The organism is Streptomyces sp. NBC_00210 (genome assembly GCF_045160975.1).
Taxonomy (GTDB): Bacteria; Actinomycetota; Actinomycetes; order Streptomycetales; family Streptomycetaceae; genus Streptomyces.
This window is the reverse complement of sequence record NZ_CP108120.1, coordinates 5,226,725-5,247,962: the sequence shown is the minus strand read 5'-3', so window position 1 is coordinate 5,247,962 and position 21,238 is coordinate 5,226,725. Positions and strand designations below refer to the sequence as shown.

Here is a 21,238-nt window from a genome sequence, read left to right as displayed (position 1 = left end):
GGGGGTCTCACCACGCCCGCAGGGAGTAGGGGGAGGGTCCGGGGCGGAGCCCCCGGTCCGGATACCGCTAGTCCTCCATGCCCTCCGCCGCGCGCTTTGCGCGCAGCTCCCTGATCGCCCGGCGGCGGGCCAGCCGGTGCGTGCGGCGGATCTGCGCCTCCTGGTAGCGGCGCTTGTCCCGCTCCGTCTCCGGGATCACCGGCGGTACGGGACGCGGCTTGCCGTCCCCGTCGACCGCCGCGAAAACCAGGTACGCGCTGCCGACCTGCGTCGCAGGCGTCGACTCGTTCCAGCGTTCGGCAAGCACCCGCACGCCGACCTCCATCGAGGACCGGCCGGTCCAGTTGACCTGGGCCTTCACATGCACCAGGTCGCCGACTCTGACCGGCTCCAGGAAGGCCATCTCGTCCATGGAGGCGGTGACGGCCGGTCCGCCCGAGTGACGGCCCGCGACCGCGCCCGCCGCGTCGTCGACCAGCTTCATGATCACGCCGCCGTGCACCGTGCCGAGAAGGTTGGTGTCGTGGCCGGTCATGATGTGACTCAAGGTGGTACGGGATGCCGAAGTGGGCTTGCCCGGAATCTCTGACTCCGGTCGCTGGGCCTGGTCTGTCATGCCCTCCACCATATGCCGGGCCCCATTGCATCAGAATCGCAACAGCCCTGGTGCGATTCCTCACCCCCTATGGGAGGCGAGAGCCCCTGCCTGCACACTGGTCCGCATGAATGATTGGCCCGAAGGATACGGACGCGGCAGCCAGGGCGCGCAGCCCGAAAGCGCTCGCGTAATGCGCCATGTGCAGCGACGACCGGTCCCGCAGCAGCAGTCGCAGGGATACGACGACGGTTACGACGCCTCCTACGACAGCGGCTACAACACGGGCCAGGTCTACGGAGGCCAGGGCGGAGGGAACGGGGTCCCGCCGCAGTCCGGCGCGCCGTACGCCCGCCCCGCCCCGAACTGGCGCCGCCGCCTCAAGATCGGCTCGCTGGTCCTGGTGGTCGCGCTGCTCGCCGTCTCCATAGGCACGTACTTCTGGGCCGACTCGAAGCTCAAGCGCGAGGTCGACCTCTCGAAGGTGATCGAGCGCCCGGGCGAGGGCGAGGGCACGAACTATCTGATCGTCGGCTCCGACAGCCGTGAGGGCATGTCGGCCGAGGAGAAGAAGAAGCTCCACACGGGCTCGGCCGAGGGCAAGCGGACCGACTCGATGATGATCCTGCACGACGGCTCCAACGGCCCGACGCTGATCTCGCTGCCTCGTGACTCGGACGTGGAGATACCGTCGTTCAAGGGCTCCCAGTCCGGCAAGCTCTTCCCGGCGAAGGGCCGCCACACCAAGCTGAACGCCGCATACGCGGAGGACGGCCCGGAGCTGCTGGTCCGTACGGTCGAGCACAACACCGGCCTGCACATCGACCACTACGTCGAGATCGGCTTCGCGGGCTTCGCGAACATCGTGGACGCCATCGGCGGCGTGGAGATAGACATCCCGAAGGCCTTCAAGGACAAGAACTCGGGCGCCGACTTCCAGGCGGGCAAGCAGACGCTGGACGGCGAGCAGTCCCTGGCCTTCGTGCGCACGCGGTACGCCTTCGCGCAGAGCGACCTCGACCGTACGAAGAACCAGCAGAAGTTCCTCGCGGCCCTGGCAAGCCAGACGGCGACGCCGGGCACGATCCTCAACCCGTTCAAGCTCTACCCGACGATGAGCGCGGGCCTGGACACACTGATCGTCGACAAGGACATGAGCCTGTGGTCGCTGGGCCAGATGTTCTTCGCGATGAAGGGCGTGACGGGCGGCGAGGGCAAGTCGATGAACATGCCGATCTCGGGCAGCAGGGGCGGGAACCTGGTCTGGGACAAGACGAAGGTGAAGCAGCTCGTCGACCAGCTGAAGAACGACGAGAAGGTCACGGTCACCTCGGACCGCTGACACCAGTCTTCCCGGACACCTTCCCGGACGCTCCACTGAGATCGCGGACTTCGTGAGGCAGCCATAGGCTGCCTCACGAAGCGATCAAGGAACGAGGTGCGCGTCATGGCGGAGGACACCCGGTACTGGGCCTCGGGCAGCTGGCATGTGACCGACGGGAAGGCCGACGAGTTCATCGAGCGATGGACCGAGTTCCTGACCTGGACCAAGCAGGCCAACGAGGGTTTCCTGACGGCCCGGCTCGTCCACGACCTGTCGGACCCGAACCACTTCGTGTCCTTCGCGGCCTGGCGGGACCTCGACTCCCTCAGCGGATGGCGGGAGAAGCCCGAGTTCGAAAGGCTCTTCGGGGGCTGCCGAGCCCTCTGTACGAACATGCACGGCAGCAACTACGAGGTCGCCGTGGTGGTCTGAGGACAAGCTGGCAGAGGCACCCCGGAGGGTGCCTCTGACCTGCGCTTACAGCGTGGTTTTCAGGTTACGGAAGGTTCCTCGCCATCACGATCCGCTGCACCTGATTCGTGCCTTCGTAAATCTGCGTGATCTTGGCGTCGCGCATCATGCGCTCGACCGGGTAGTCACGGGTGTAGCCATAGCCACCGAGCAGTTGGACGGCGTCCGTGGTGACCTCCATGGCCACGTCCGACGCGAAGCACTTCGCGGCGGCGCCCTGGAAGGTCAGGTCCGCGTCCCCGCGCTCCGACTTGGCGGCGGCCGCGTACGTCAGCTGGCGGGCGGCCTCGATCTTCATCGCCATGTCGGCGAGCATGAACTGGATGCCCTGGAACTCCGCGATCGGCTTGCCGAACTGCTTGCGCTCCTGGACGTAGCCCTTGGCGTAGTCGAGCGCGCCCTGGGCGATGCCGAGTGCCTGGGCCGCGATCGTGATGCGGGTGTGGTCCAGGGTCTTCATCGCGGTGGCGAAGCCGGTGCCCTCAGCGCCGATCATGCGGTCGGCGGGGATACGGACGTTGTCGAGGTAGACCTCGCGGGTCGGGGAACCCTTGATGCCGAGCTTCTTCTCCGGGGCGCCGAAGGAGACACCCTCGTCGGACTTCTCGACGACGAAGGCGCTGATGCCCTTGGAGCGCTTCTCGGGGTCGGTGACGGCCATCACCGTGTAGTACTCGGAGACGCCGGCGTTGGTGATCCAGCGCTTCACGCCGTTGAGCACCCAGAAGTCACCGTCGCGGACGGCCTTCGTCTTCATGCCCGCCGCGTCGGAGCCGGCGTCCGGCTCGGAGAGGCAGTACGAGAACATCCCGTCGCCCTTGGCGAGCGGGCTCAGATACTTCTTCTTCAGGTCCTCGGAGCCGGAGAGGATCACCGGGAGCGAGCCGAGCTTGTTCACGGCCGGGATCAGGGATGAAGAGGCGCATACGCGCGCGACCTCTTCGATGACTATCACGGTCGCGAGCGCGTCGGCGCCCGCGCCGCCGTACTCCTCGGGGACGTGGACCGAGTGCAGGTCGGCGGAGACCAGGGCGTCCAGCGCCTCCTGCGGGAAGCGGGCCTCTTCGTCGACCTCGGCCGCGAACGGAGCGATCTTTGCCTCGGAGAGGGAGCGGATGGCGTCGCGCAGCATGTCGTGCTCTTCGGACGGGCGGTACAGGTCAAACGCCGAGCTACCGGTCGATCCGGACAAGGTCTCTCACTCCCCAAGGAACGCTAACTACCGTTAAGTAACGTAATTTTAAAGGGCTCGCTGTCCCCAGGCATACGTGACCTTGGCGACAGCGGAAAAGTGCCCGTGCCGAGGCCCGACTATGCTCAGGCTCGCATTCCCAGCCCGCGATTCACTGGAGCACCGCATGGCCCTCAAGATCACCGTGATCGGCACCGGATATCTCGGCGCCACGCACGCCGCGGCCATGGCGGAACTGGGCTTCGAAGTGCTCGGCCTCGATGTCGTGCCCGAGAAGATCGAGATGCTGTCGGCGGGCAGGGTCCCGATGTACGAGCCGGGGCTCGAGGAGCTGCTCGCCAAGCATGTCGCGGGGATCGAGGGATCGAGCGGGCGGCTGCGTTTCACGACCTCCTGGGAGGAGATCGGGGAATTCGGCGACGTCCATTTTGTGTGCGTGAACACTCCGCAGAAGCACGGCGAGTACGCGTGTGACATGTCGTACGTCGACCGCGCCTTCAGCTCTCTCGCGCCGCAGCTCAAGCGGCCCGCGCTGGTGGTCGGGAAGTCGACCGTGCCGGTCGGCAGCGCGGCCCGGCTGGCGGCGCTGCTCACCGAGCTCGCCCCGGTGGGTGCGGACGCGGAGCTGGCCTGGAACCCCGAGTTCCTGCGCGAGGGCTTCGCCGTGCAGGACACACTGCACCCCGACCGGATCGTCGTGGGCGTGGAGAGCGAGCGCGCGGAGAAGCTGATGCGCGAGGTGTACGCGACGCCGGTCGGCGAAGGGTCGCCGTTCGTCGTGACGGACTTCCCGACGGCGGAGCTCGTGAAGACCTCCGCGAACTCCTTCCTCGCGACGAAGATCTCGTTCATCAACGCGATGGCGGAGGTGTGCGAGGCCGCGGACGGCGATGTCGTCAAGCTCGCCGAGGCCATCGGGTACGACGAGCGGATCGGGGCGAAGTTCCTGCGGGCCGGGATCGGCTTCGGCGGCGGCTGTCTGCCGAAGGACATCCGCGCGTTCATGGCGCGCGCCGGTGAGCTGGGCGCCGACCAGGCGCTGACCTTCCTGCGGGAGGTCGACTCGATCAATATGCGGCGGCGCGGCCACATGGTGGAGCTGGCGCGGGACGCGGTCGGCGGCGATTCCTTCCTGGGCAAGCGGGTTGGCGTACTGGGCGCGACCTTCAAGCCGGACTCCGACGACGTACGGGACTCTCCGGCGCTCAATGTCGCGGGGCAGATCCACCTCCAGGGCGGCCAGGTCACGGTGTACGACCCGAAGGGCATGGGGAACGCGCGGCGGCTGTTCCCGACGCTGGGGTACGCGGACTCGGCGCTGGAGGCGGTGCGGGGTGCGGATGTGGTGCTGCACCTGACGGAGTGGCGTGAGTTCCGCGAGCTGGACCCGGCGGCGCTGGGCGAGGCCACGTCGAGCCGGATAATTCTGGACGGCCGGAACGCGCTGGACGGCGCGAAGTGGCGCGAGGCGGGCTGGACATACCGGGCGATGGGCCGCCCGCGGGCCTGACCCGCCGGGGCAGGCAGGCCTGACCCGCAGGCCTGAGGCCTCAGCCCGTGCCCGTGCTTGTGCGGCGGGCCCGGTACGTACGCATCTTGGCGCGGGCCCCGCACACCGACATCGAGCACCAGCGGCGCCGGCCCGCCGGGCTGCGGTCGTAGTACGCCCACTGGCAGTCCTCCGCCTCGCAGGCCTTCAGCCGCGCCCAGGTCCCGTCGGCGGCCGCGGCCGCGAGTGCGTGTGCGATACGGGAGACGAGAGTGCCCGGGTCCGCGGGGCGGAGCGCGGCGGACCCGTCCTCGGCAACGGTGACATGGAGCGGGGCCCTGGCCAGCAGCTCGTCGAGCGCGGCGGGCGAGCGGCCCGGTGCGCGGTGTCCGGCGTGCGCCAGGCAGGCGGCGCGAAGGGCCTCGCGCAGTTCGCGGGCGGCGGGCACGTCCCGCTCGGCGAGGCCGAAGGGGGCGCGGCCGTCCGTGGTGTCGAGGGAGTCGGCGCCGGTCTCGATGTCCAGCGTGTTCACCAGGGCCTCGACCAGCGCGAGACCGCCGGGTGCGGGTGCCCTGTCATTCATGGTTGGGACCATTCATGGTTGCGACGTTACCGCCGATGGGGGAGCATGAGGTAACAGTTACCTGTTGAATCGCTTTAACGGTAACTCCGGCTCCGGATCGAGGAGGAACCATGGCCATCGCCACCCTGGGGACCGTCGTGCTGGACTGTCCCGACCCCGTCGCACTCGGCCGCTTCTACGCAGATCTGCTGGGTGGTGAGGTCAAGGTCGACGACGGCTGGGTCACGCTGAAGGGCGTGCCGGGCGCCGCGCTGGCGTTCCAGGCCGCGCCCGGCTTCGTACCGCCGCAGTGGCCTGCGCCGGACGCCTCGCAGCAGTTCCATCTGGACCTGACGGTGGAGGACCTGGACACGGCCGAGAAGGGGGTGCTGGCCCTGGGCGCCAAGCCGCTGGACGCGGATGACAGGTCGAGGTCGTGGCGGGTGTACGCGGACCCGGCGGGGCACCCCTTCTGCCTGTGCGCGTGCTGAGGTTCTGCGTGTGCGTGTGCCGAGGTTCTGCCTGTGCGTGTGCCGAGGTTCTGCCTGTGCGTGTGCTGAGGCCGGCGTCGCTCACGCGTCCAGCGGCGTCAGCACCGGGCCGGAGCGGCGGGGCTTCGTCGATCTGGCGGTGAACTCCGCCGCCCGCAGCACCCGCGATACGTTCCCCCACGTCAGCGCCTCGATGTCCGCCTCCGGCCAGCCGCGGTCCAGGAGTTCGGCGATCAGGCGGGGGAAACACGACACATCGCCCAGGCCGGGGGCGTGCGGGGTGCCCGTGTCGTAGGCGCCGGTGAGCGCCACCGACTGAGGGCCCGCCGTGTCGCGGACATGGGTCAGACGGTCCGCCGCCTCGCGGAGGGTGGCCGCCGTGCAGGCGACCATGCAGACGCCGCCGTTGGCACGGAGCCGCTGCAGGACATCGTCCGGGACCTCTTCCGGATGGTGCGAGATGACGACCGGGGCCTTGGCCACCGCCAGCGTCCGGCACATCGTCTCCGGCGTGCAGCCGGACAGGTCGACGAGGACGCCAAGGCGGTTCATTTCGCGGACGACTTCCCAGCCGGCGGAGGTCAGGCCGGTGCGCTGCGTCCAGCGGGTGCCCGCCAGGGTCAGGCTGCGAACGCCCAGCGCGTGATACGCCCGCAGGGTGGCGAGCGAGCCGCCGAGCGCCGGGCCCGAGACCGGGCCGAGCAGCGCGGCCGTCCGCCCGCAGTTGCGCGCGTCGGCCATGTCGTCGGCGCTCAGCGCGAGGCGAAAGCCCTCGGGGCACTCGGCCACCAGGGTGCGGACCAGGTCGAGTTGTTCCAGCGTCGCCGTCACCGCCCGGTCACCCGTGAGCTCGGGCGGCACATGCAGGGACCAGAACTGCGCACCGACGCCACCGACCCGCAGCCGCGGTATGTCCGTCTCCAGCAGCCCCTCACCCTGTTCGATGTCGTACGACGAGATGTCCCGCAGCGCCCCCGCAAGCCCGCTCCGGCCGTCGGCTATGGGGTGCGTGGCGAGGAGCTCCCGGGCGCGCTCCAGGCTCTCGGCCGCGGGCTCGGGCGGCTCCGGCTGCTCGGGCGGCTCTGCCGGCTCCGGCTCAGGCGGCTCCGACTCAGGCAGGTCCGGCTCAGACAGCTCCGATGACGGCTCTCTGCTCGGCGGCGCCGGGCCGTCGAGGTCGCCGACCGCGACGGCGGGGTCGGGGTCGTCCTGCTGCAGATCTGCCATGGCGTCCTCCGAGCTTCGACGGCGGTGCCGTACGCCCACCGTGGCACGGGAGTCGCGAGGGTTCGCGGCAACGTGGTGCGTTCGGGGGTACGGGGGCCTGATCCCCGTACCCCCGAAGCGCACTCAGCCGTATCCAGCCGTAGTCAGCCGTACTCAGCCGTCGAGCTGCCCGATCGTCGCGTTGGACGGACCGCGCCGCGTCTGCAGGTCGCGCGCCACGTCCTCCGCCGCCCGCAGCGCCCGCACCGCGTTCTGCCAGGTCAGCTTCGCCAGATCGGACCCCGACCAGCCGCGCCGCAGCAGCTCCGCGATCAGGTTCGGGTACCCCGCGACGTCGTCGAGGCCGGCCGGGACGAAGGCAGTGCCGTCGAAGTCGCCGCCGATGCCGATGTGGTCGACACCGGCCACCTCGCGCATATGGTCCAGGTGGTCCGCGACCGTCGACACGGTCGCCACCGGCCGCGGGTTCGCCGCCTCGAAGGCCGCATGGACCTTCATCGCCTCCGGCGTGGTGTCCAGGTGGTGCAGGCCGTGCGACTCCATGTTCTCGTCCGCGGCACGGGTCCAGTCGACCGCCGCCGGGAGGATGAACTTCGGCACGAAGGTGGCCATCGCCACCCCGCCGTTGGCGGGCAGCTGCGCCAGCACGTCGTCCGGGATGTTGCGTACGTGGTCGCAGATCGCCCGGGACGAGGAGTGCGAGAAGACCACCGGAGCGACCGACGTGGCGAGCGCGTCCCGCATAGTCGACACCGCGACGTGCGAGAGGTCGACGAGCATGCCGATGCGGTTCATCTCCCGTACGACCTCTTCGCCGAAGGCCGAGAGCCCGCCGACGCCCACCTCGTCGGTCGCCGAGTCCGCCCACGCGATGTTGTCGTTGTGGGTCAGCGTCATATAGCGCACGCCCAGTGCGTACAGCGCGCGCAGCGTGCCCAGGGAGTTGTTGATGGAGTGGCCGCCCTCGGCGCCCATCAACGAGGCGATACGGCTCTCGCCGCGCGCCTTCTCCATGTCGTCCGCGCTCAGCGCGCCGGCCAGTTCCGCCGGGTAGCGCGCCAGCATCTGGCGCACCCCGTCGATCTGCTCCAGTGTCGCGCTGACCGCGTCGTCCCCGGCCATGTCGCTGCGTACGTACACGGACCAGAACTGCGCGCCGACCCCGCCGGAGCGCAGCCGGGGGATGTCGGTGTGCAGCCGGCCGGTCTGGTCGGCGGCGATGTCGAGCCGGTCCAGGTCGTAACGGACGCGCTGGCGCAGCGCCCAGGGCAGGTCGTTGTGTCCGTCGACGACGGGGTGGGACGCAAGGAGCTCGTGTGCCCGGGTGAGGAAGTCCATGTCTGTGTTACTTCCCGGAGGTCACTTCCCGAAGCCGAAGGACTCCGCGCCGCCCACCTTGGCCCGCAGCCGCTTGCCCTTCTCCGTGGCCTGGTCGTTCAGCTCCTGCTGGAACTCCCGCATACGGGCGAGGAGTTCGGTGTCCTGCGTGGCAAGGATGCGGGCCGCGAGCAGGCCCGCGTTGCGCGCACCGCCGACCGAGACCGTGGCGACGGGCACGCCCGCGGGCATCTGCACGATGGACAGCAGCGAGTCCATCCCGTCGAGGTACTTCAGCGGTACGGGAACGCCGATCACCGGCAGCGGGGTGACGGAGGCGAGCATGCCCGGCAGATGGGCCGCTCCCCCGGCGCCCGCGATGATCGCCTTGAGGCCGCGGTCCGCCGCTGCCTCTCCGTACGCGATCATTTCGCGCGGCATCCGGTGCGCGGACACGACGTCGACCTCGAAGGGGATCTCGAACTCGTCGAGCACCTGCGCGGCGGCCTCCATCACAGGCCAGTCGGAGTCCGAGCCCATGACGATGCCGACGAGGGGGCGCTGTGCGGGGCTGGTCATTCGGTGATCGTTCCTCTGAGGTAGCCGGCTGCGTGACGGGCGCGCTCCAGCACGTCGTCCAGATCGTCGCCGTAGGTGTTGACGTGACCCACCTTGCGGCCGGGCTTTACGTCCTTGCCATACATATGGATCTTCAGCTGCGGGTCGCGGGCCATGCAGTGCAGATACGCCGCGTACATGTCGGGGTAGTCGCCGCCGAGCACATTCGCCATGACCGTCCACTTCGCGCGCGGGCGCGGGTCCCCGAGGGGGAGGTCGAGCACGGCGCGTACGTGATTGGCGAACTGGGAGGTCACGGCCCCGTCCTGGGTCCAGTGGCCGGAGTTGTGCGGGCGCATGGCGAGCTCGTTGACGAGGATGCGGCCGTCGGCCGTCTCGAAGAGTTCGACCGCGAGATGGCCGACGACGCCGAGTTCCTTGGCGATCCGCAGGGCGAGCTGCTGGGCCTGGCCGGCCACTTCCTCGTCCAGACCGGGCGCGGGCGCGATCACCGTGTCGCAGACGCCGTCGACCTGCTGCGACTCGACGACGGGGTAGGCGACGGCCTGGCCGTGCGGGGAGCGGACGATGTTGGCCGCGAGTTCGCGGATGAAGTCGACCTTCTCCTCGGCGAGGACGGGGACGCCGGCCTTGAACGGGGCCTCGGCGTCCGCCTGCGTACGCACGAACCAGACGCCCTTGCCGTCGTAGCCGCCCCGGACCGTCTTGAGGATGACGGGGAAGCCGTCCCCTTCCTCGGCGAAGGCCGTCACATCGGCGGGGTCCGTCACGATGCGGTGGCGCGGGCAGGGCGCGCCGAGCTCGTCGAGCTTGGCGCGCATCACGCCCTTGTCCTGCGCATGCACCAGGGCGTCCGGCCCCGGGCGGACGGGAATGCCGTCCGCCTCCAGGGCACGCAGGTGCTCGAAAGGGACATGCTCATGATCGAAAGTGAGCACGTCGCAGCCCCGCGCGAACTCACGCAGCGTGTCCAGGTCGCGATAGTCGCCGATGACGACATCGCTGACCACCTGGGCCGCGGAGTCCTGCGGGGTGTCACTGAGGAGCTTGAATCTGATGCCGAGGGGGATGCCCGCCTCGTGGGTCATACGGGCGAGCTGGCCGCCGCCGACCATGCCGACTACCGGGAACGTCACCCACCTAGGGTATCCGCCGCCCCGGCACCCCCTGTCGCCCGCGGGCACCCGGCCGCCGTCGCCCTGGTCACAGCCTCGCCACACCATTGTTCGATGCCGCCGGGCACGTGGGCGGCTCACTGGTTAGCATGAGCGGGTTGACGCTGCCGAAACGATGGGGCTGAACTCTCACTATGAGTTACCGAGGCGGAGCGCTGCGCGGACAGCTCGACCAGCTCATGCGTGAGGTCGCCAAATTCGGAGCCGTGGGGGGCATGGGCCTGCTCGTCAATCTGGCGGTGTTCAACCTCGTCCGGCACACCACCGAGGTCCCCGTGGTCCGGGCGTCCATCCTGGCCACCGTCATCGCGATCGCCTTCAACTATGTGGGCTTCCGCTACTTCACCTACCGGGACCGCGACAAGAGCGGCCGGACCAAGGAGCTCACGCTCTTTCTGCTGTTCAGCGTGATCGGCCTGGTGATCGAGAACGGGATTCTGTACGCGGCGACGTACGGCTACGGCTGGGACAGCCCGCTGCAGAGCAATGTCTTCAAGTTCCTCGGCATCGGCATCGCGACGCTGTTCCGCTTCTGGTCCTACCGGACCTGGGTGTTCCGGGCGCTCCCTGCGCGGGAGGCCGTGCACACTGCGGAATCGTTCCTGGGCCCGCGGCGTGCGGAGCGTACGGAGCGTGCGGAGCCGGACCGGGTGAGCCGCTGAGCCTCATCTGACGGTTGGCGGGTCGCTCTTGCGGCCGCGCGCGACGCGGCTCAGGAACAGCGCGAAGACCGGTGGATGCTGTTGGAGCAGCTCGAGGCGGCCGCCGTCCGCCTCCGCGAGATCGCGGGCCACGGCCAGTCCGATACCGGTGGAGTTGCGGCCGCTGATGGTCCGCTCGAAGATCCGCGCGCCGAGGTCGGCCGGTACGCCCGGGCCCTCGTCGGTCACCTCGACCACGGCCTGATTGCCGGTGACGCGGGTGCGCAGGGCGACGGTGCCGCCGCCGTGCATCAGGGAGTTCTCGATCAGCGCGGCAAGCACCTGGGCGACCGCGCCCGGGGTGCCGACGGCCTGCATGCCCTGCCGTCCCGAGCAGACGATGGCGCGGCCCGCGCTGCGGTAGGCCGGGCGCCACTCCTCCAGCTGCTGCTTGACGACCTCGTCCAGGTCGAAGACCACGGCGGAACCGGTGCGGGGGTCGCGGGAGTTGGTGAGCAGCCGCTGCACGACGTCGGTGAGCCGCTCAACCTGGGCGAGTGCGATGCTCGCCTCCTCCTTCACCGTGTCCAGGTCGTCGGTGACGGTGATCTCCTCCAGCCGCATGGAGAGCGCGGTCAGCGGTGTACGGAGCTGATGCGAGGCGTCCGCGGCGAGCCTGCGCTCGGCGGTGAGCATCCGCGCGATGCGCTCGGCACTGGCGTCGAGGACGTCCGCGACCCGGTCGAGCTCGGGCACGCCGTACCGCTTGTGGCGGGGGCGCGGGTCACCGGAGCCGAGGCGTTCGGCGGTCTCGGCGAGGTCGGTGAGCGGGGAGCCGAGGCGGTTCGCCTGGCGCACGGCGAGCAGGACGGCGGCGACGACCGCGAGCAGGGCGACGGCACCGATGATCATCAAGGTCCGGCCGAGCTCACGGGTGACGGACGAGCGGGACTCCTCGACGGTGACGGTCTCCTTGCGCTCGCCGTGCGCGACACCGCGGATGACGTCGTCGGAGGGGCGCCTGCCGATCTCGATGGGGTCGCGGCCGGGGATCTCGATGAGGGCGTACCGCTTGGCCCCGATCTGCTCGGCGAGGATGTCGGGATTGACGGGCTCACCGCCGACGAGGCGGCTGTCGACGATGCTGACGAGCCGGAGGGCTTCGGAGTCGACGCTTTCCTGGGCGGAATTGGAGATGGTGCGGGACTCGACGAGGACGAGGGAGACACCGAAGACGGCGATGACGACGAGCACGACGGCGAGGGTTGAACTGATCAGTCGTCGACGCAAGGTCGCCTCCGGCGGGGGGTGCGTTTCTGGTGCGGGGTGCCGTTGCGCGGGCCGGGCGGCGGTCCGCGGTGCGGGCGTCCGCGGGTTCCATTGTGCGACCTGCGCGGGGGTCCGGCTGCGGGGTCTGCGGTGCGGGCGTCAGCAGGGTGCGGGTTCCGGGTCCCCTCCGGGATCGACTCCTCGGGGTCGGCGGCCTACGGCGGTGCGCATTGATCACCGGGTCCCGCCGCCGATCCCCTGCGGGGACGACCCTGCACGGCCCCTCCCCACGGTAACGACATCCGGGGCCGGGCCGCGCCGCCGCGCGGGAAAAGGCGGGGCAGCGGGAGCTCGACCGGACACGAACCCGGGCCCTTTGGCGGTTCGCCCGCGAAGCCCACCACCGGGCAGCAACCGCCAACGCCCCCTGGCCCACGGCAACCACGAACCTGGTGACTTCCACCAACGTCCCCCGGCCCACGGCAACCACGGACCCGGGTGGCTCAGCTCTTTTCGAAGCGGAAGCCGACCCCGCGCACCGTCGCGATGTACCGCGGGTTCGCCGCGTCGTCACCCAGCTTTTTCCGCAGCCATGAGATGTGCATGTCCAGCGTCTTCGTGGACGACCACCACGTCGTGTCCCACACCTCGCGCATCAGCTGGTCCCGTGTGACCACCCGTCCCGCGTCCCGGACCAGGACCCGCAGCAGGTCGAACTCCTTCGCCGTGAGCTGCAGTTCCTCGTCGCCCATCCACGCGCGGTGCGACTCGACATCGATCCGCACCCCGTGCGTGGCCGGCGCCGCCGCCGGTTCCGTCGCGCCGCGGCGGAGCAGCGCCCGCACCCGGGCGAGCAGTTCGGCGAGTCGGAACGGCTTGGTCACATAGTCGTCCGCGCCGGCGTCGAGACCGACCACGGTGTCCACCTCGTCCGCGCGCGCGGTCAGCACCAGGATCGGCACGGTGTGGCCCTCGGCGCGCAGCCGTCTCGCCACCTCCAGGCCGTCCATACCGGGCAGCCCCAGGTCGAGCACGACGAGGTCCACGCCACCGGCCAGTCCCGCGTCGAGCGCGGTCGGGCCGTCCTCTCGCACCTCCACCTCGTAACCCTCCCGGCGCAGGGCGCGGGCCAGCGGTTCCGAGATGGACGCGTCGTCCTCGGCGAGCAGTACACGGGTCATGGGGTGATGGTAGTCCGCAAGACGTACGCGCTGGTGCTTGATCGTCAAGCCCTGTGCCTTTGGGATGCGATCATGATTACGACCTTCGATTCAGGGCAGTCGGTTCCAAGGAAACCTGTGATCCATCTCTCAAGTCCTTCCATATCCGGCAGTGTCGTGTCGTATGGTGGCGAGACGCCTGTAGCACGACACGGGACCTTTGGCCTGCACACGAGCCAAGGGTCTCTTTTCTGTGCGAGGTTGGCTTGCCCAGCCTCGACGACAGTGAATGACCTGTGGGCCGGGCCCTGAGCGCGACATAGCGCGAGGGGCGTGGATCCCGGTGTGGACTGTCCCCCTCTGCAGACCGCGGAGCGACCCCTCAGGCGTGGGGTGGGGCACGTCCCTTGCCGGTGCCGGCCTCCCCCCGCAGGGCGCGTACCCCGCTCACGAAGCACCGCGTCCCGAGCTAGCAAGGATCGACATGGCGTCCAGCCTGACGAAGGACTCGGTTGTCACCGAGAAGACCTTCCTCGGCCACCCCCGCGGCCTGGCCACTCTCTTCATGACCGAGATGTGGGAGCGCTTCAGCTACTACGGCATGCGCGCCCTTCTCGTGCTCTACCTGGTCTCCGGTGGCGCCGACGCGGCAACCGGCTCCCAGGGCGGCGGCCTCGCCATGACCGCGGCCACGGCGTCGGCGATCTACGCCGTCTACGTCTCGATGGTCTACCTCATGGCCCTGCCCGGCGGCTGGTTCGGCGACCGCGTCTGGGGCGCTCGCAAGACCGTCACCATCGCCGGTTTCGTGATCATGGCAGGCCACCTCTCGCTCGCGGTCCCGGGCCAGGCGATGTTCTTCGTCGGCCTGATCCTCGTCGCCGTCGGCTCCGGCCTGCTGAAGGCCAACATCTCCACGATGGTGGGCCACCTCTACGACGGTCCGGACGACCCGCGCCGTGACGGTGGCTTCACGGTCTTCTACATGGGCATCAACCTCGGTGCGTTCGCCGCGCCGTTGGTGATCGGCACCGTCGGTGAGAAGCACAACTGGCACCTCGGCTTCGCGCTTGCCGCGGTCGGTATGGCCCTGGGTCTGGCCCAGTTCCTGATCGGCACCCGGAACCTGAGCGAGAAGAGCAGCGTCGTCCCGAACCCGCTCTCCGTCGAGGAGCGCACCGGCATTCTGGTCAAGGTCGCCATCGGCGCCGTCGTGATCGCCGGCTTCTACGGTGCCGTGGTCACTGCAGGCATGTACACCCTGAACTGGGCGCTGGTGCCGCTCACCCTGGCCGGTCTGATCATCCCGATCGCCGTGCTCGTCCGCATCAAGCTCGACAAGGGCCTGGACAGGGCAGAGCAGTCGAAGATGAGCGGCTACATCTGGTTCTTCGTGGCCGCGGCCGTGTTCTGGATGATCTACGACCAGGGCGGCTCCACGCTGTCCCTGTTCGCGGACAGCAAGACCGGCGACAGCCTGCTCGGCTTCGACTTCCCGGCCACCTGGTTCCAGTCGCTGAACCCGCTGTTCGTCATGGCGCTCGCCCCGGTCTTCGCCTGGATGTGGCTGTGGCTGGCCCGCAAGAACCAGGAGCCCAGCACCATCGTGAAGTTCGCGATGGCTCTGGTCCTCGTCGGCGGTTCGTTCTTCGTCTTCGTCGTGCCGATGGGCATGGCCGGTGACGGCACGAAGGTCAGCCCGATGTGGCTGGTCTCGATCTACATGATCCAGACGATCGCCGAGCTGTGCCTCTCCCCGGTCGGTCTCTCGGTCACCACGAAGATGGCGCCCAAGAAGTACGCCAGCCAGATGATGGGTGTCTGGTTCCTCTCCGTCACCGCGGGTGACTGTGTCACGGGTCTGCTCTCGCTCGCGGGTGTCGACCTGAACGGAACCGCGATCATCGCCATGCAGGCCCTGCTCGCCGCCGTGGCCGGCTTCGCGATCTACATGTACCGCAAGAAGGTCGAGACGCTGATGGGCGACGTCCACTGACGTAGCTCCTGGGCATACGCTTCTGCGCATACGAAGGGCCGTCGCACCGGATTCGGTGCGACGGCCCTTCGCGCGTACCGGGACCGCTAGCGCGTGCCGCGCAGCCGGCGCCACGGGGTGAACGTGAACACCGCGCCGCCCAGCAGGATCACGGTGCCCGCGACCAGGGCGAGGGCACGCAGGGCGCCGTTGTCCTCGGCTCCGGTCTGGGCGAGGCCGCCGCTGGTGCTCGCCGAGCCGCCGGAAGACGCGCCGCCGGTGCCGGAGCCGCCCGACGCGCCGCCCGGCTGGGCCGAGGTGTCGAGCTCCAGGGAGACAGGCGCCGTGCCCTTGACCGTGCACGGGATGCTGATCTTCTGGCCGCCCAGGGTGACGTCGATCGTCAGCGTGCCCGGGCTGAGCGTGGACTTGCCGCTGGCGCCCGGCTTGTAGGTACCGGCCATGTCGGGCAGGTCCACCGGCTTGCCCTGCTCCAGCGGATCCTTGTTGGCGGGGCCCGTGACGGGCACGGTGCCCTTGTCCGCGCCGCCGAGAAGGACGGCCATGGAGGGCTTGAGCGCGCCCGCGGGGAGCGCCGCCGGGCTGTTCATGACGCCCTTGGCCGTCTTGACGACGAGGTCGTAACTGCCGCCGTTCTTCTTGGCGTTGATCGTCACCTTGGAGCTGATGCTCGCCGGTCCCGGCGACTTGCACTCGAAGGTGACTGCGACCTCCTTGCCCGGGAAGTCGCTCTGGCCGCCGTCGCCCCCGCCCGAGGCGGTGCCGCCGGAGGTGGTCCCGCCCGAGGTGGTCCCGCCCGCGGTCGTCCCACCGGAGGTGGTCGTGCCGCCGGACGTGGTCGTACCGCCCGACGTGCCGCCGCCGTCCGACACCTTGATCGTCACCGCGGCCTTGACCGTCTCCTTCGGCGTGCACTTGGTGTCGGTGGACATCGGCTTGGAGACGTTGATGTTGTACGCGTCGGGCGTGAGCGTGACCTCGCCCGCCTTGGTGAGCTTGATCCTGCCCTTCATGTCGGACAGCTTCATCGGGCTGTTCTTGGGGATCGGCGGGTTCGTCCGCGGCCCCTCCATCGCGATGTCCGCGCTCTGCGCACCGGCCGCCTTGAGCGTGCCGGTCGGCTTCACCGTGTCCTTCTCCAGGTCGATGATGTCGGGGTTCTTGGAAGCCGCCTCGACGAACTTCCACACCACTTCGACCTCGTCGCCGACCTTGGCCTCGGCGGGCGCGGTGATCTGCACCTTGGTGGTGCCCTGCACGGGTGGCAGACCCGAGATCGGCGGCGGGATGCACTCCGTCTTGTACGAGACCTCGGCTGCCTGGGCGGGGCTTGCGGCCAGCAGGATCCCCGCACCGCCGAGCATCAGCGCGACTCCGGCCGCGCTCATCCTCCGTTGCGTGCTCACGAATGTCCCTTCGTCGTGGATCGGTTCTCTGACGGTGCGGAGTCAGGCGTGAACCACGGCAGAGCCGTGGTGGTCGCGGTGCGCTTGGGCGCGGACGGTTCCGTAGCGGACGGGCGTGGGCCACGGCTGCGGAAGGCGGGGAGCCGGACCGTACGGTGGCGGCCGTTGCCGCGGAGGCGGGCGCCGGGCCGGATGCGGTCCACGATCGCCATGCCGATGCGGAACACCGCGGCGGGCACGACGATCGCCAGCAGGATCCAGAAGATCGTGACGCCCCAGGGGCGGCCGACGCCCCACGGCTGTTCGGCCAGCACCCTGGTGCCGTACTTCACGGAGACCTGATAGTCGCCGTGCGCCCCGGCCGAGAGCTGGACGGGCAGCTTGACCAGCACCTTCTGGCCGGGCGCAATAGTGCCGCGCCACTGCTGCTCCTCCCACTGCGGGGCGAACACGCCGTGTGCGGTGCCGATCTGGAAGACGGGGTCCTTGACGGGCGCGGCGCCGAGGTTGCCGACGGTGAATTCGAGGCGGCGGGACGGCGGGGCGCCGAAGAAGACGAGGATGCCGGAGTCGCCTTCGAGCCGGGTGGCGGCGAGCACGGCAAGCTTGCCGCCGGTGGGCTCCGGGAGGGGAGCGGTGGGGTGCCCGGCAACCGTGAACGGGGCGTCCACGACTGCCTGTTCACCGGTGACGGTCGCAACGTGCACAACGCAGGGGCAGGGTCTGGGCGGCTCGGCGACCGGCAACTTCTTGCTGAAGGCGCCCTTGGCGTCGGTGGTGACGGCACGGCCGTCGGAGTTGGCGCAGGAGTTGGTGCCGCCGATCACGCCTCGCTCGGGCACGGCCTGCCCGCAGATGAGCATCATCAGGAGTGCGCCCGGCCGCCACCCGGTGCCGCTGACGGTGATGTCGCCGCCCTTGCCGGCCTGCGCCTGGGAGAGCTTGACCTGGGGTTTCGGGTCGGCTGCGGCGGCGGGGGAGGCGGGGAGGAGAAGGAAGAGGGGGAGCAGGGCGAGGAGGAGAGCGAGGGGGTGGGGGCGGCGGGCTGTGCAGTCTCCCCCACCCCGCCCTTTCCCGTAACCGGGGGGAAGCCCCCGGACCCCCAGGCGGTGGAGGGCACGCGGGGGCTGACGCCCCTCGACCCCTACGGCGTCAGCTTCGCGACGCCCGACAACCCCTACGTCGTCGGCTTCGCCACGCCCCTCGAACCCCACGCCGTGGGCTTCGCGACGCCCGACGACCCCGCCGTCGGCTTCGCCATGCCGACCGGGCCGGTCGGCTCCGGGCACTCCGGCTCCGTGCATCGTCATGCTCCTGCCCTCGCCAAGTGCGGGTCGCCGCCAGGCCGTTCAGAGCGCGGACCGGGATCCGGAGGATGCCGTCGGCGGCGTACGAACCACAGCGCCGCGCCACCCGCGGCCAGCAGCCCCGCGGCCGCGGCCGCCACCGTCCGCCAGGGGACGAAGACCGCCGACGCCGCGGCCTCGGCCCTCGCGTCGCCCTGGGCCGTCGCTTCGATGTGGACCGTCACCGAGTCCAGCGAGGGAGGATCGGGCCACTTCTCGGCGAGGCCGACGCGCTGGGCCGGGAGCAGTTCCACCGGCAGGCTCCGCGGCGCCCGGCGCAGCGCCTGCCCGAACAGGCCGTCCACGCGGAACGCGACCCGCGGGGTCAGGACCGTGTTGCCGCGGTTGACCAGCGTGTAGTGGATGGCCCCGGCAAAGATCCGTACGTCCTCGACCGTGAACGCCGCCAACGTCGGGCCGCTGACCCGCAGATGGATCCGTACGCCCGACTCGCGGCCGTCCGACGCCGCCATGATCGCGCCCGGATGGTCGCCCGGAAGTGCCCCGGCCGGCACCGTGACCGAGAAGGGGATCTCGGCGCGGGTGCGCGGCGGGACCGTCAGGGTCGTGGAGGCGAGGGTGATCCACGTGCCCGCGCCCGTGGACGTGCGGGCGCCGCGCACCGCGAGAGCGCCCGAGCGGCTGTTGTACGCATCCGCCGGGCGCAGCCGTACGGTGAGCGGCTTCGCGCCCGGGTTCGTCAGGGACACCTTGTCCTCGAGCACCGTGCCGGGCACGCCCTCCAGATAGACGTACGCTCTGCCGCCGCCCGCCTCGACCGTCCAGGTCGCCGAGGCCGCTCGCGCCGCGGGGAGGCTCAGAGCGGACAGCAGCGCGGCGACGACGAGCGTGCGGAGCGGACGCATCCGCACTGGTCAGCTCGCGGTCCGCTGACCGCGCCGGGTCAGCCAGAGCACCCCGGCGGCCCCGGCCAGCAGCACGGTGCCGCCGAGTGTGCCGAGCGCCGTCGCCGAGTCGAGCGGGCCGGTCCTGGGCAGTTCGCCTCCGCCGGACGGCATGTTCTGGGAGCCCGTCGCCCCTGTGACGTCCAGTTCCAGTGACGGCTTCGGGTTGTTCTTGGGTGTGCAGGTCGTCGTCGTACCAAGGGCTTTGATGGTCAGCACTCCGGCGGTGAAGGTGACCTTGCCGTTCTTCTTGGGGGTGTACGTACCCGTCAAGTCATTGATCTTGATGGGGGTGTTGGCGGGGATCGCCGCCGAGTTGGGCGGCCCGGACACCGCGACCGTGCCCTCGCCGACCCCGCCCAGCTTGATCAGCGCACTCGGCTTCATCGCGCCCTTGCCGAGCTCGACCGGGCTGGACGAGACACCCTTCTGGAACGACATGGTCAGCTGGTAGCCGCTGCCGCTCTTGACAGCCTTGATGTCGATCGGCGAGACGGCGCCCTTGGGACCGATCGGCGTCTGACACTGGTAGTCGACGTCTACGACACTGGCATGGGCAGCAGGGGCGGCCACCAGCACCACCGAGCCCGCCACCGCAGCTGCCAGCGCGAGAGCTGTCCGCTTCTGGTACGACACCTCAGAGTTCCCCTCACGCCGGAAGTCGCCACAAGTCACTGATGAGACAAACTGACGACACATCAGATCGGGCGCTCAAGGTACGCCTGGGACCTTGGGGAGGGAAGACAAAGAGCACGCCGTATTGACGTGCTCCACAAGAGCTTCAAAACCTTCTTCACACCCTGCGAACGGGGTGAGGCAGGCGAGGGGGTGTCTTTTGGATCAGGCCGGATCAGTGAGTGGGGGTTCCCCCACGCCCCCAGGCGTAGGGGGAGGGTCTGGCGTGGTGCATCGCAAGGCGGAGGATGGGGGCCCCCCGCCGAAGGCAGGGGGAGAGTCCACGCGGAGCGTCGGCGACTGACGACAACGCAGCGTGGGGGTACCTCCCGTGCCCGAAGGGCTACGGGGGAGTGCCGTGCCAGGGCACGCGAGCCCGGCAAGATCCGAAAGACACCCCCTACGAGGGGGCCGCGAGCTCCGCCCACACCGTCTTGCCGGGAGCCCCGGGCACCCGTACAACTCCCCAGTCCAGACAGAGCCGTTGGACGATGAACATGCCGTGCCCGCCGGGCCGTCCCGCCCGGTGCGGGGTGCGTGGCGCGGGCTGGCCGGCGCCCCGGTCCGAGACCTCCAGGCGCAGCACCTTGCCGTCGCAGCCGACTTTCAGCTCCTCCGGACCCTCCGCGTGCAGACAGGCGTTGGTGACCAGTTCCGAGACGACAAGGAGCACATCCTCGGCCGCCGCCCGGCGGTCGGCCGTGGCGGCGGGCAGCCACCCCCAGTCGTACAGCGCCTGGCGGGTGAAGTCTCGGGCGAGCGGAACGATGCCGCTGGCGCTGCCCAGGGCAAGGCGGCGCACCGCCCCGCCGGGGACCCCGGAGGAGGCGGTGGCGCCGTGCGGCTCGGAGCCGCGGTCGCCCGGCGGCTGCTGCCGGGTGGTGCTCATCAGCGCTTCACCTCACCGATTCACCAAATTCGCCATTACGTCGATACTGAGAGTTCCGGGCCGTCATCGTTCTGCGGGGTTCTCCTGCCCTGCCGAATCGTGACAACACCCACCACGCCGCACGTTGCGCGGGACGCGAACAACAACAGAGGGGGCCGTCAGCCGGAGAGAGCCTCTTCGAGGGAATCGTGCACGGTGAAGACGGCCTCCGCCCCGGTGATCTCGAAAACCCTCGCCACTACCGGCAGCATCCCGGCCAAATGGACCCCTCCCCCGGCGGCCTCCGCCTTCAGCCTCGCGCTGAGCAGCACGTTCAGGCCGGTGGAGTCGCAGAACTCGAGCTGTGAGCAGTCGATGACCAGACGTGCACGCCCCCGCTCGAGCGCATGATCGAGCGGCGCGCTGAGCAATTCGGCGGTGTGGTGATCCAACTCACCCGCCGGTTTCACAATCTCGCTGTGACCCTCGGTCCGGACCTCGACCTGAAGCCGGCCCCGATTCGCGCTGCCGACCGTGCCGCGGTCCATGC

At 69.8% G+C, this 21,238-nt stretch carries 21 protein-coding genes; 6 read left to right on the top strand and 15 right to left on the bottom strand.

The window, feature by feature from the left end:
* Window positions 1–67: 67 nt before the first annotated feature.
* Window positions 68–616 carry an acyl-CoA thioesterase gene (locus OG729_RS23815; RefSeq protein WP_360882054.1) on the bottom strand — a complete coding sequence of 183 codons (549 nt, stop codon included), beginning with the start codon at window positions 614–616 and terminating at the stop codon, window positions 68–70.
* A gap of 106 nt (window positions 617–722) precedes the next feature.
* Here OG729_RS23815 and OG729_RS23810 point away from each other — a divergent pair, with 106 nt between their 5' ends.
* Entirely contained in the window at window positions 723–1,937 is a 1,215-nt protein-coding gene (locus OG729_RS23810; protein ID WP_405808027.1) for an LCP family protein, read from the top strand.
* 105 nt (window positions 1,938–2,042) lie between these two features.
* The gene (locus tag OG729_RS23805; protein WP_405808026.1) at window positions 2,043–2,351 is read left to right on the top strand and encodes an antibiotic biosynthesis monooxygenase family protein; all 309 of its coding nucleotides are present in this window, start codon (window positions 2,043–2,045) and stop codon (window positions 2,349–2,351) included.
* Between the two features lie 64 nt (window positions 2,352–2,415).
* On the opposite strand, the gene OG729_RS23800 is transcribed toward OG729_RS23805, so the two are convergent.
* A complete protein-coding gene (locus OG729_RS23800; RefSeq protein ID WP_360882060.1) occupies window positions 2,416–3,582 on the bottom strand; it encodes an acyl-CoA dehydrogenase in 1,167 nt (388 codons plus the stop codon).
* 166 nt (window positions 3,583–3,748) lie between these two features.
* Between OG729_RS23800 and OG729_RS23795 the strand changes: the two genes are divergently transcribed.
* The gene (locus OG729_RS23795) at window positions 3,749–5,092 is read left to right on the top strand and encodes a UDP-glucose dehydrogenase family protein (RefSeq protein ID WP_405808025.1); all 1,344 of its coding nucleotides are present in this window, start codon (window positions 3,749–3,751) and stop codon (window positions 5,090–5,092) included.
* Between the two features lie 40 nt (window positions 5,093–5,132).
* On the opposite strand, the gene OG729_RS23790 is transcribed toward OG729_RS23795, so the two are convergent.
* A complete protein-coding gene (locus tag OG729_RS23790) occupies window positions 5,133–5,654 on the bottom strand; it encodes a CGNR zinc finger domain-containing protein (protein ID WP_405808024.1) in 522 nt (173 codons plus the stop codon).
* A gap of 110 nt (window positions 5,655–5,764) precedes the next feature.
* On the opposite strand from OG729_RS23790, the gene OG729_RS23785 reads away from it, so the two are divergent.
* Window positions 5,765–6,124 carry a VOC family protein gene (locus OG729_RS23785; RefSeq protein ID WP_360882066.1) on the top strand — a complete coding sequence of 120 codons (360 nt, stop codon included), beginning with the start codon at window positions 5,765–5,767 and terminating at the stop codon, window positions 6,122–6,124.
* Window positions 6,125–6,205: 81 nt separating this feature from the next.
* On the opposite strand, the gene OG729_RS23780 is transcribed toward OG729_RS23785, so the two are convergent.
* The 4 genes from OG729_RS23780 to OG729_RS23765 form a co-directional block, all read right to left on the bottom strand.
* Window positions 6,206–7,351 (bottom strand): dipeptidase, encoded by a 1,146-nt coding sequence (locus OG729_RS23780; RefSeq protein WP_405808023.1) that lies wholly within the window; start codon window positions 7,349–7,351, stop codon window positions 6,206–6,208.
* Window positions 7,352–7,504: 153 nt separating this feature from the next.
* Entirely contained in the window at window positions 7,505–8,689 is a 1,185-nt protein-coding gene (locus OG729_RS23775; RefSeq protein ID WP_360882070.1) for a dipeptidase, read from the bottom strand.
* 21 nt (window positions 8,690–8,710) lie between these two features.
* On the bottom strand, window positions 8,711–9,247 hold the full coding sequence (gene purE, locus OG729_RS23770) for a 5-(carboxyamino)imidazole ribonucleotide mutase (RefSeq protein ID WP_405808022.1): 537 nt from the start codon (window positions 9,245–9,247) through the stop codon (window positions 8,711–8,713).
* Window positions 9,244–10,362 (bottom strand): 5-(carboxyamino)imidazole ribonucleotide synthase, encoded by a 1,119-nt coding sequence (locus tag OG729_RS23765; RefSeq protein WP_405811256.1) that lies wholly within the window; start codon window positions 10,360–10,362, stop codon window positions 9,244–9,246. The genes purE and OG729_RS23765 overlap by 4 nt, the downstream gene beginning before the upstream one ends.
* Window positions 10,363–10,556: 194 nt before the next feature.
* On the opposite strand from OG729_RS23765, the gene OG729_RS23760 reads away from it, so the two are divergent.
* Window positions 10,557–11,084, top strand: coding sequence for a GtrA family protein (locus OG729_RS23760; RefSeq protein WP_405808021.1), 528 nt, complete (start codon window positions 10,557–10,559; stop codon window positions 11,082–11,084).
* 3 nt (window positions 11,085–11,087) lie between these two features.
* On the opposite strand, the gene OG729_RS23755 is transcribed toward OG729_RS23760, so the two are convergent.
* Window positions 11,088–12,353, bottom strand: coding sequence for an ATP-binding protein (locus tag OG729_RS23755; RefSeq protein WP_405808020.1), 1,266 nt, complete (start codon window positions 12,351–12,353; stop codon window positions 11,088–11,090).
* Window positions 12,354–12,835: 482 nt separating this feature from the next.
* Window positions 12,836–13,513 (bottom strand): response regulator transcription factor, encoded by a 678-nt coding sequence (locus tag OG729_RS23750; RefSeq protein WP_360882079.1) that lies wholly within the window; start codon window positions 13,511–13,513, stop codon window positions 12,836–12,838.
* Window positions 13,514–13,976: 463 nt separating this feature from the next.
* Between OG729_RS23750 and OG729_RS23745 the strand changes: the two genes are divergently transcribed.
* On the top strand, window positions 13,977–15,488 hold the full coding sequence (locus OG729_RS23745; RefSeq protein WP_360882081.1) for an oligopeptide:H+ symporter: 1,512 nt from the start codon (window positions 13,977–13,979) through the stop codon (window positions 15,486–15,488).
* A gap of 86 nt (window positions 15,489–15,574) precedes the next feature.
* Here OG729_RS23745 and OG729_RS23740 read toward each other — a convergent pair whose 3' ends face one another.
* From OG729_RS23740 to OG729_RS23715, 6 genes are all read right to left on the bottom strand, one after another.
* A complete protein-coding gene (locus OG729_RS23740) occupies window positions 15,575–16,876 on the bottom strand; it encodes a hypothetical protein (protein WP_405811254.1) in 1,302 nt (433 codons plus the stop codon).
* 14 nt (window positions 16,877–16,890) lie between these two features.
* Window positions 16,891–18,204, bottom strand: coding sequence for a hypothetical protein (locus OG729_RS23735; protein WP_405808019.1), 1,314 nt, complete (start codon window positions 18,202–18,204; stop codon window positions 16,891–16,893).
* Window positions 18,201–19,106 (bottom strand): hypothetical protein, encoded by a 906-nt coding sequence (locus tag OG729_RS23730; protein WP_405808018.1) that lies wholly within the window; start codon window positions 19,104–19,106, stop codon window positions 18,201–18,203. Before OG729_RS23730 ends, OG729_RS23735 begins: the two co-directional genes overlap by 4 nt.
* Before the next feature lie 9 nt (window positions 19,107–19,115).
* Entirely contained in the window at window positions 19,116–19,781 is a 666-nt protein-coding gene (locus tag OG729_RS23725; protein WP_405808017.1) for a peptidase, read from the bottom strand.
* 439 nt (window positions 19,782–20,220) lie between these two features.
* Window positions 20,221–20,709, bottom strand: a complete 489-nt coding sequence (locus OG729_RS23720) for an ATP-binding protein (RefSeq protein WP_360882089.1) — start codon at window positions 20,707–20,709, stop codon at window positions 20,221–20,223.
* 158 nt (window positions 20,710–20,867) lie between these two features.
* The gene (locus OG729_RS23715; RefSeq protein WP_405808016.1) at window positions 20,868–21,236 is read right to left on the bottom strand and encodes an STAS domain-containing protein; all 369 of its coding nucleotides are present in this window, start codon (window positions 21,234–21,236) and stop codon (window positions 20,868–20,870) included.
* Between the last annotated feature and the right edge of the window lie 2 nt (window positions 21,237–21,238).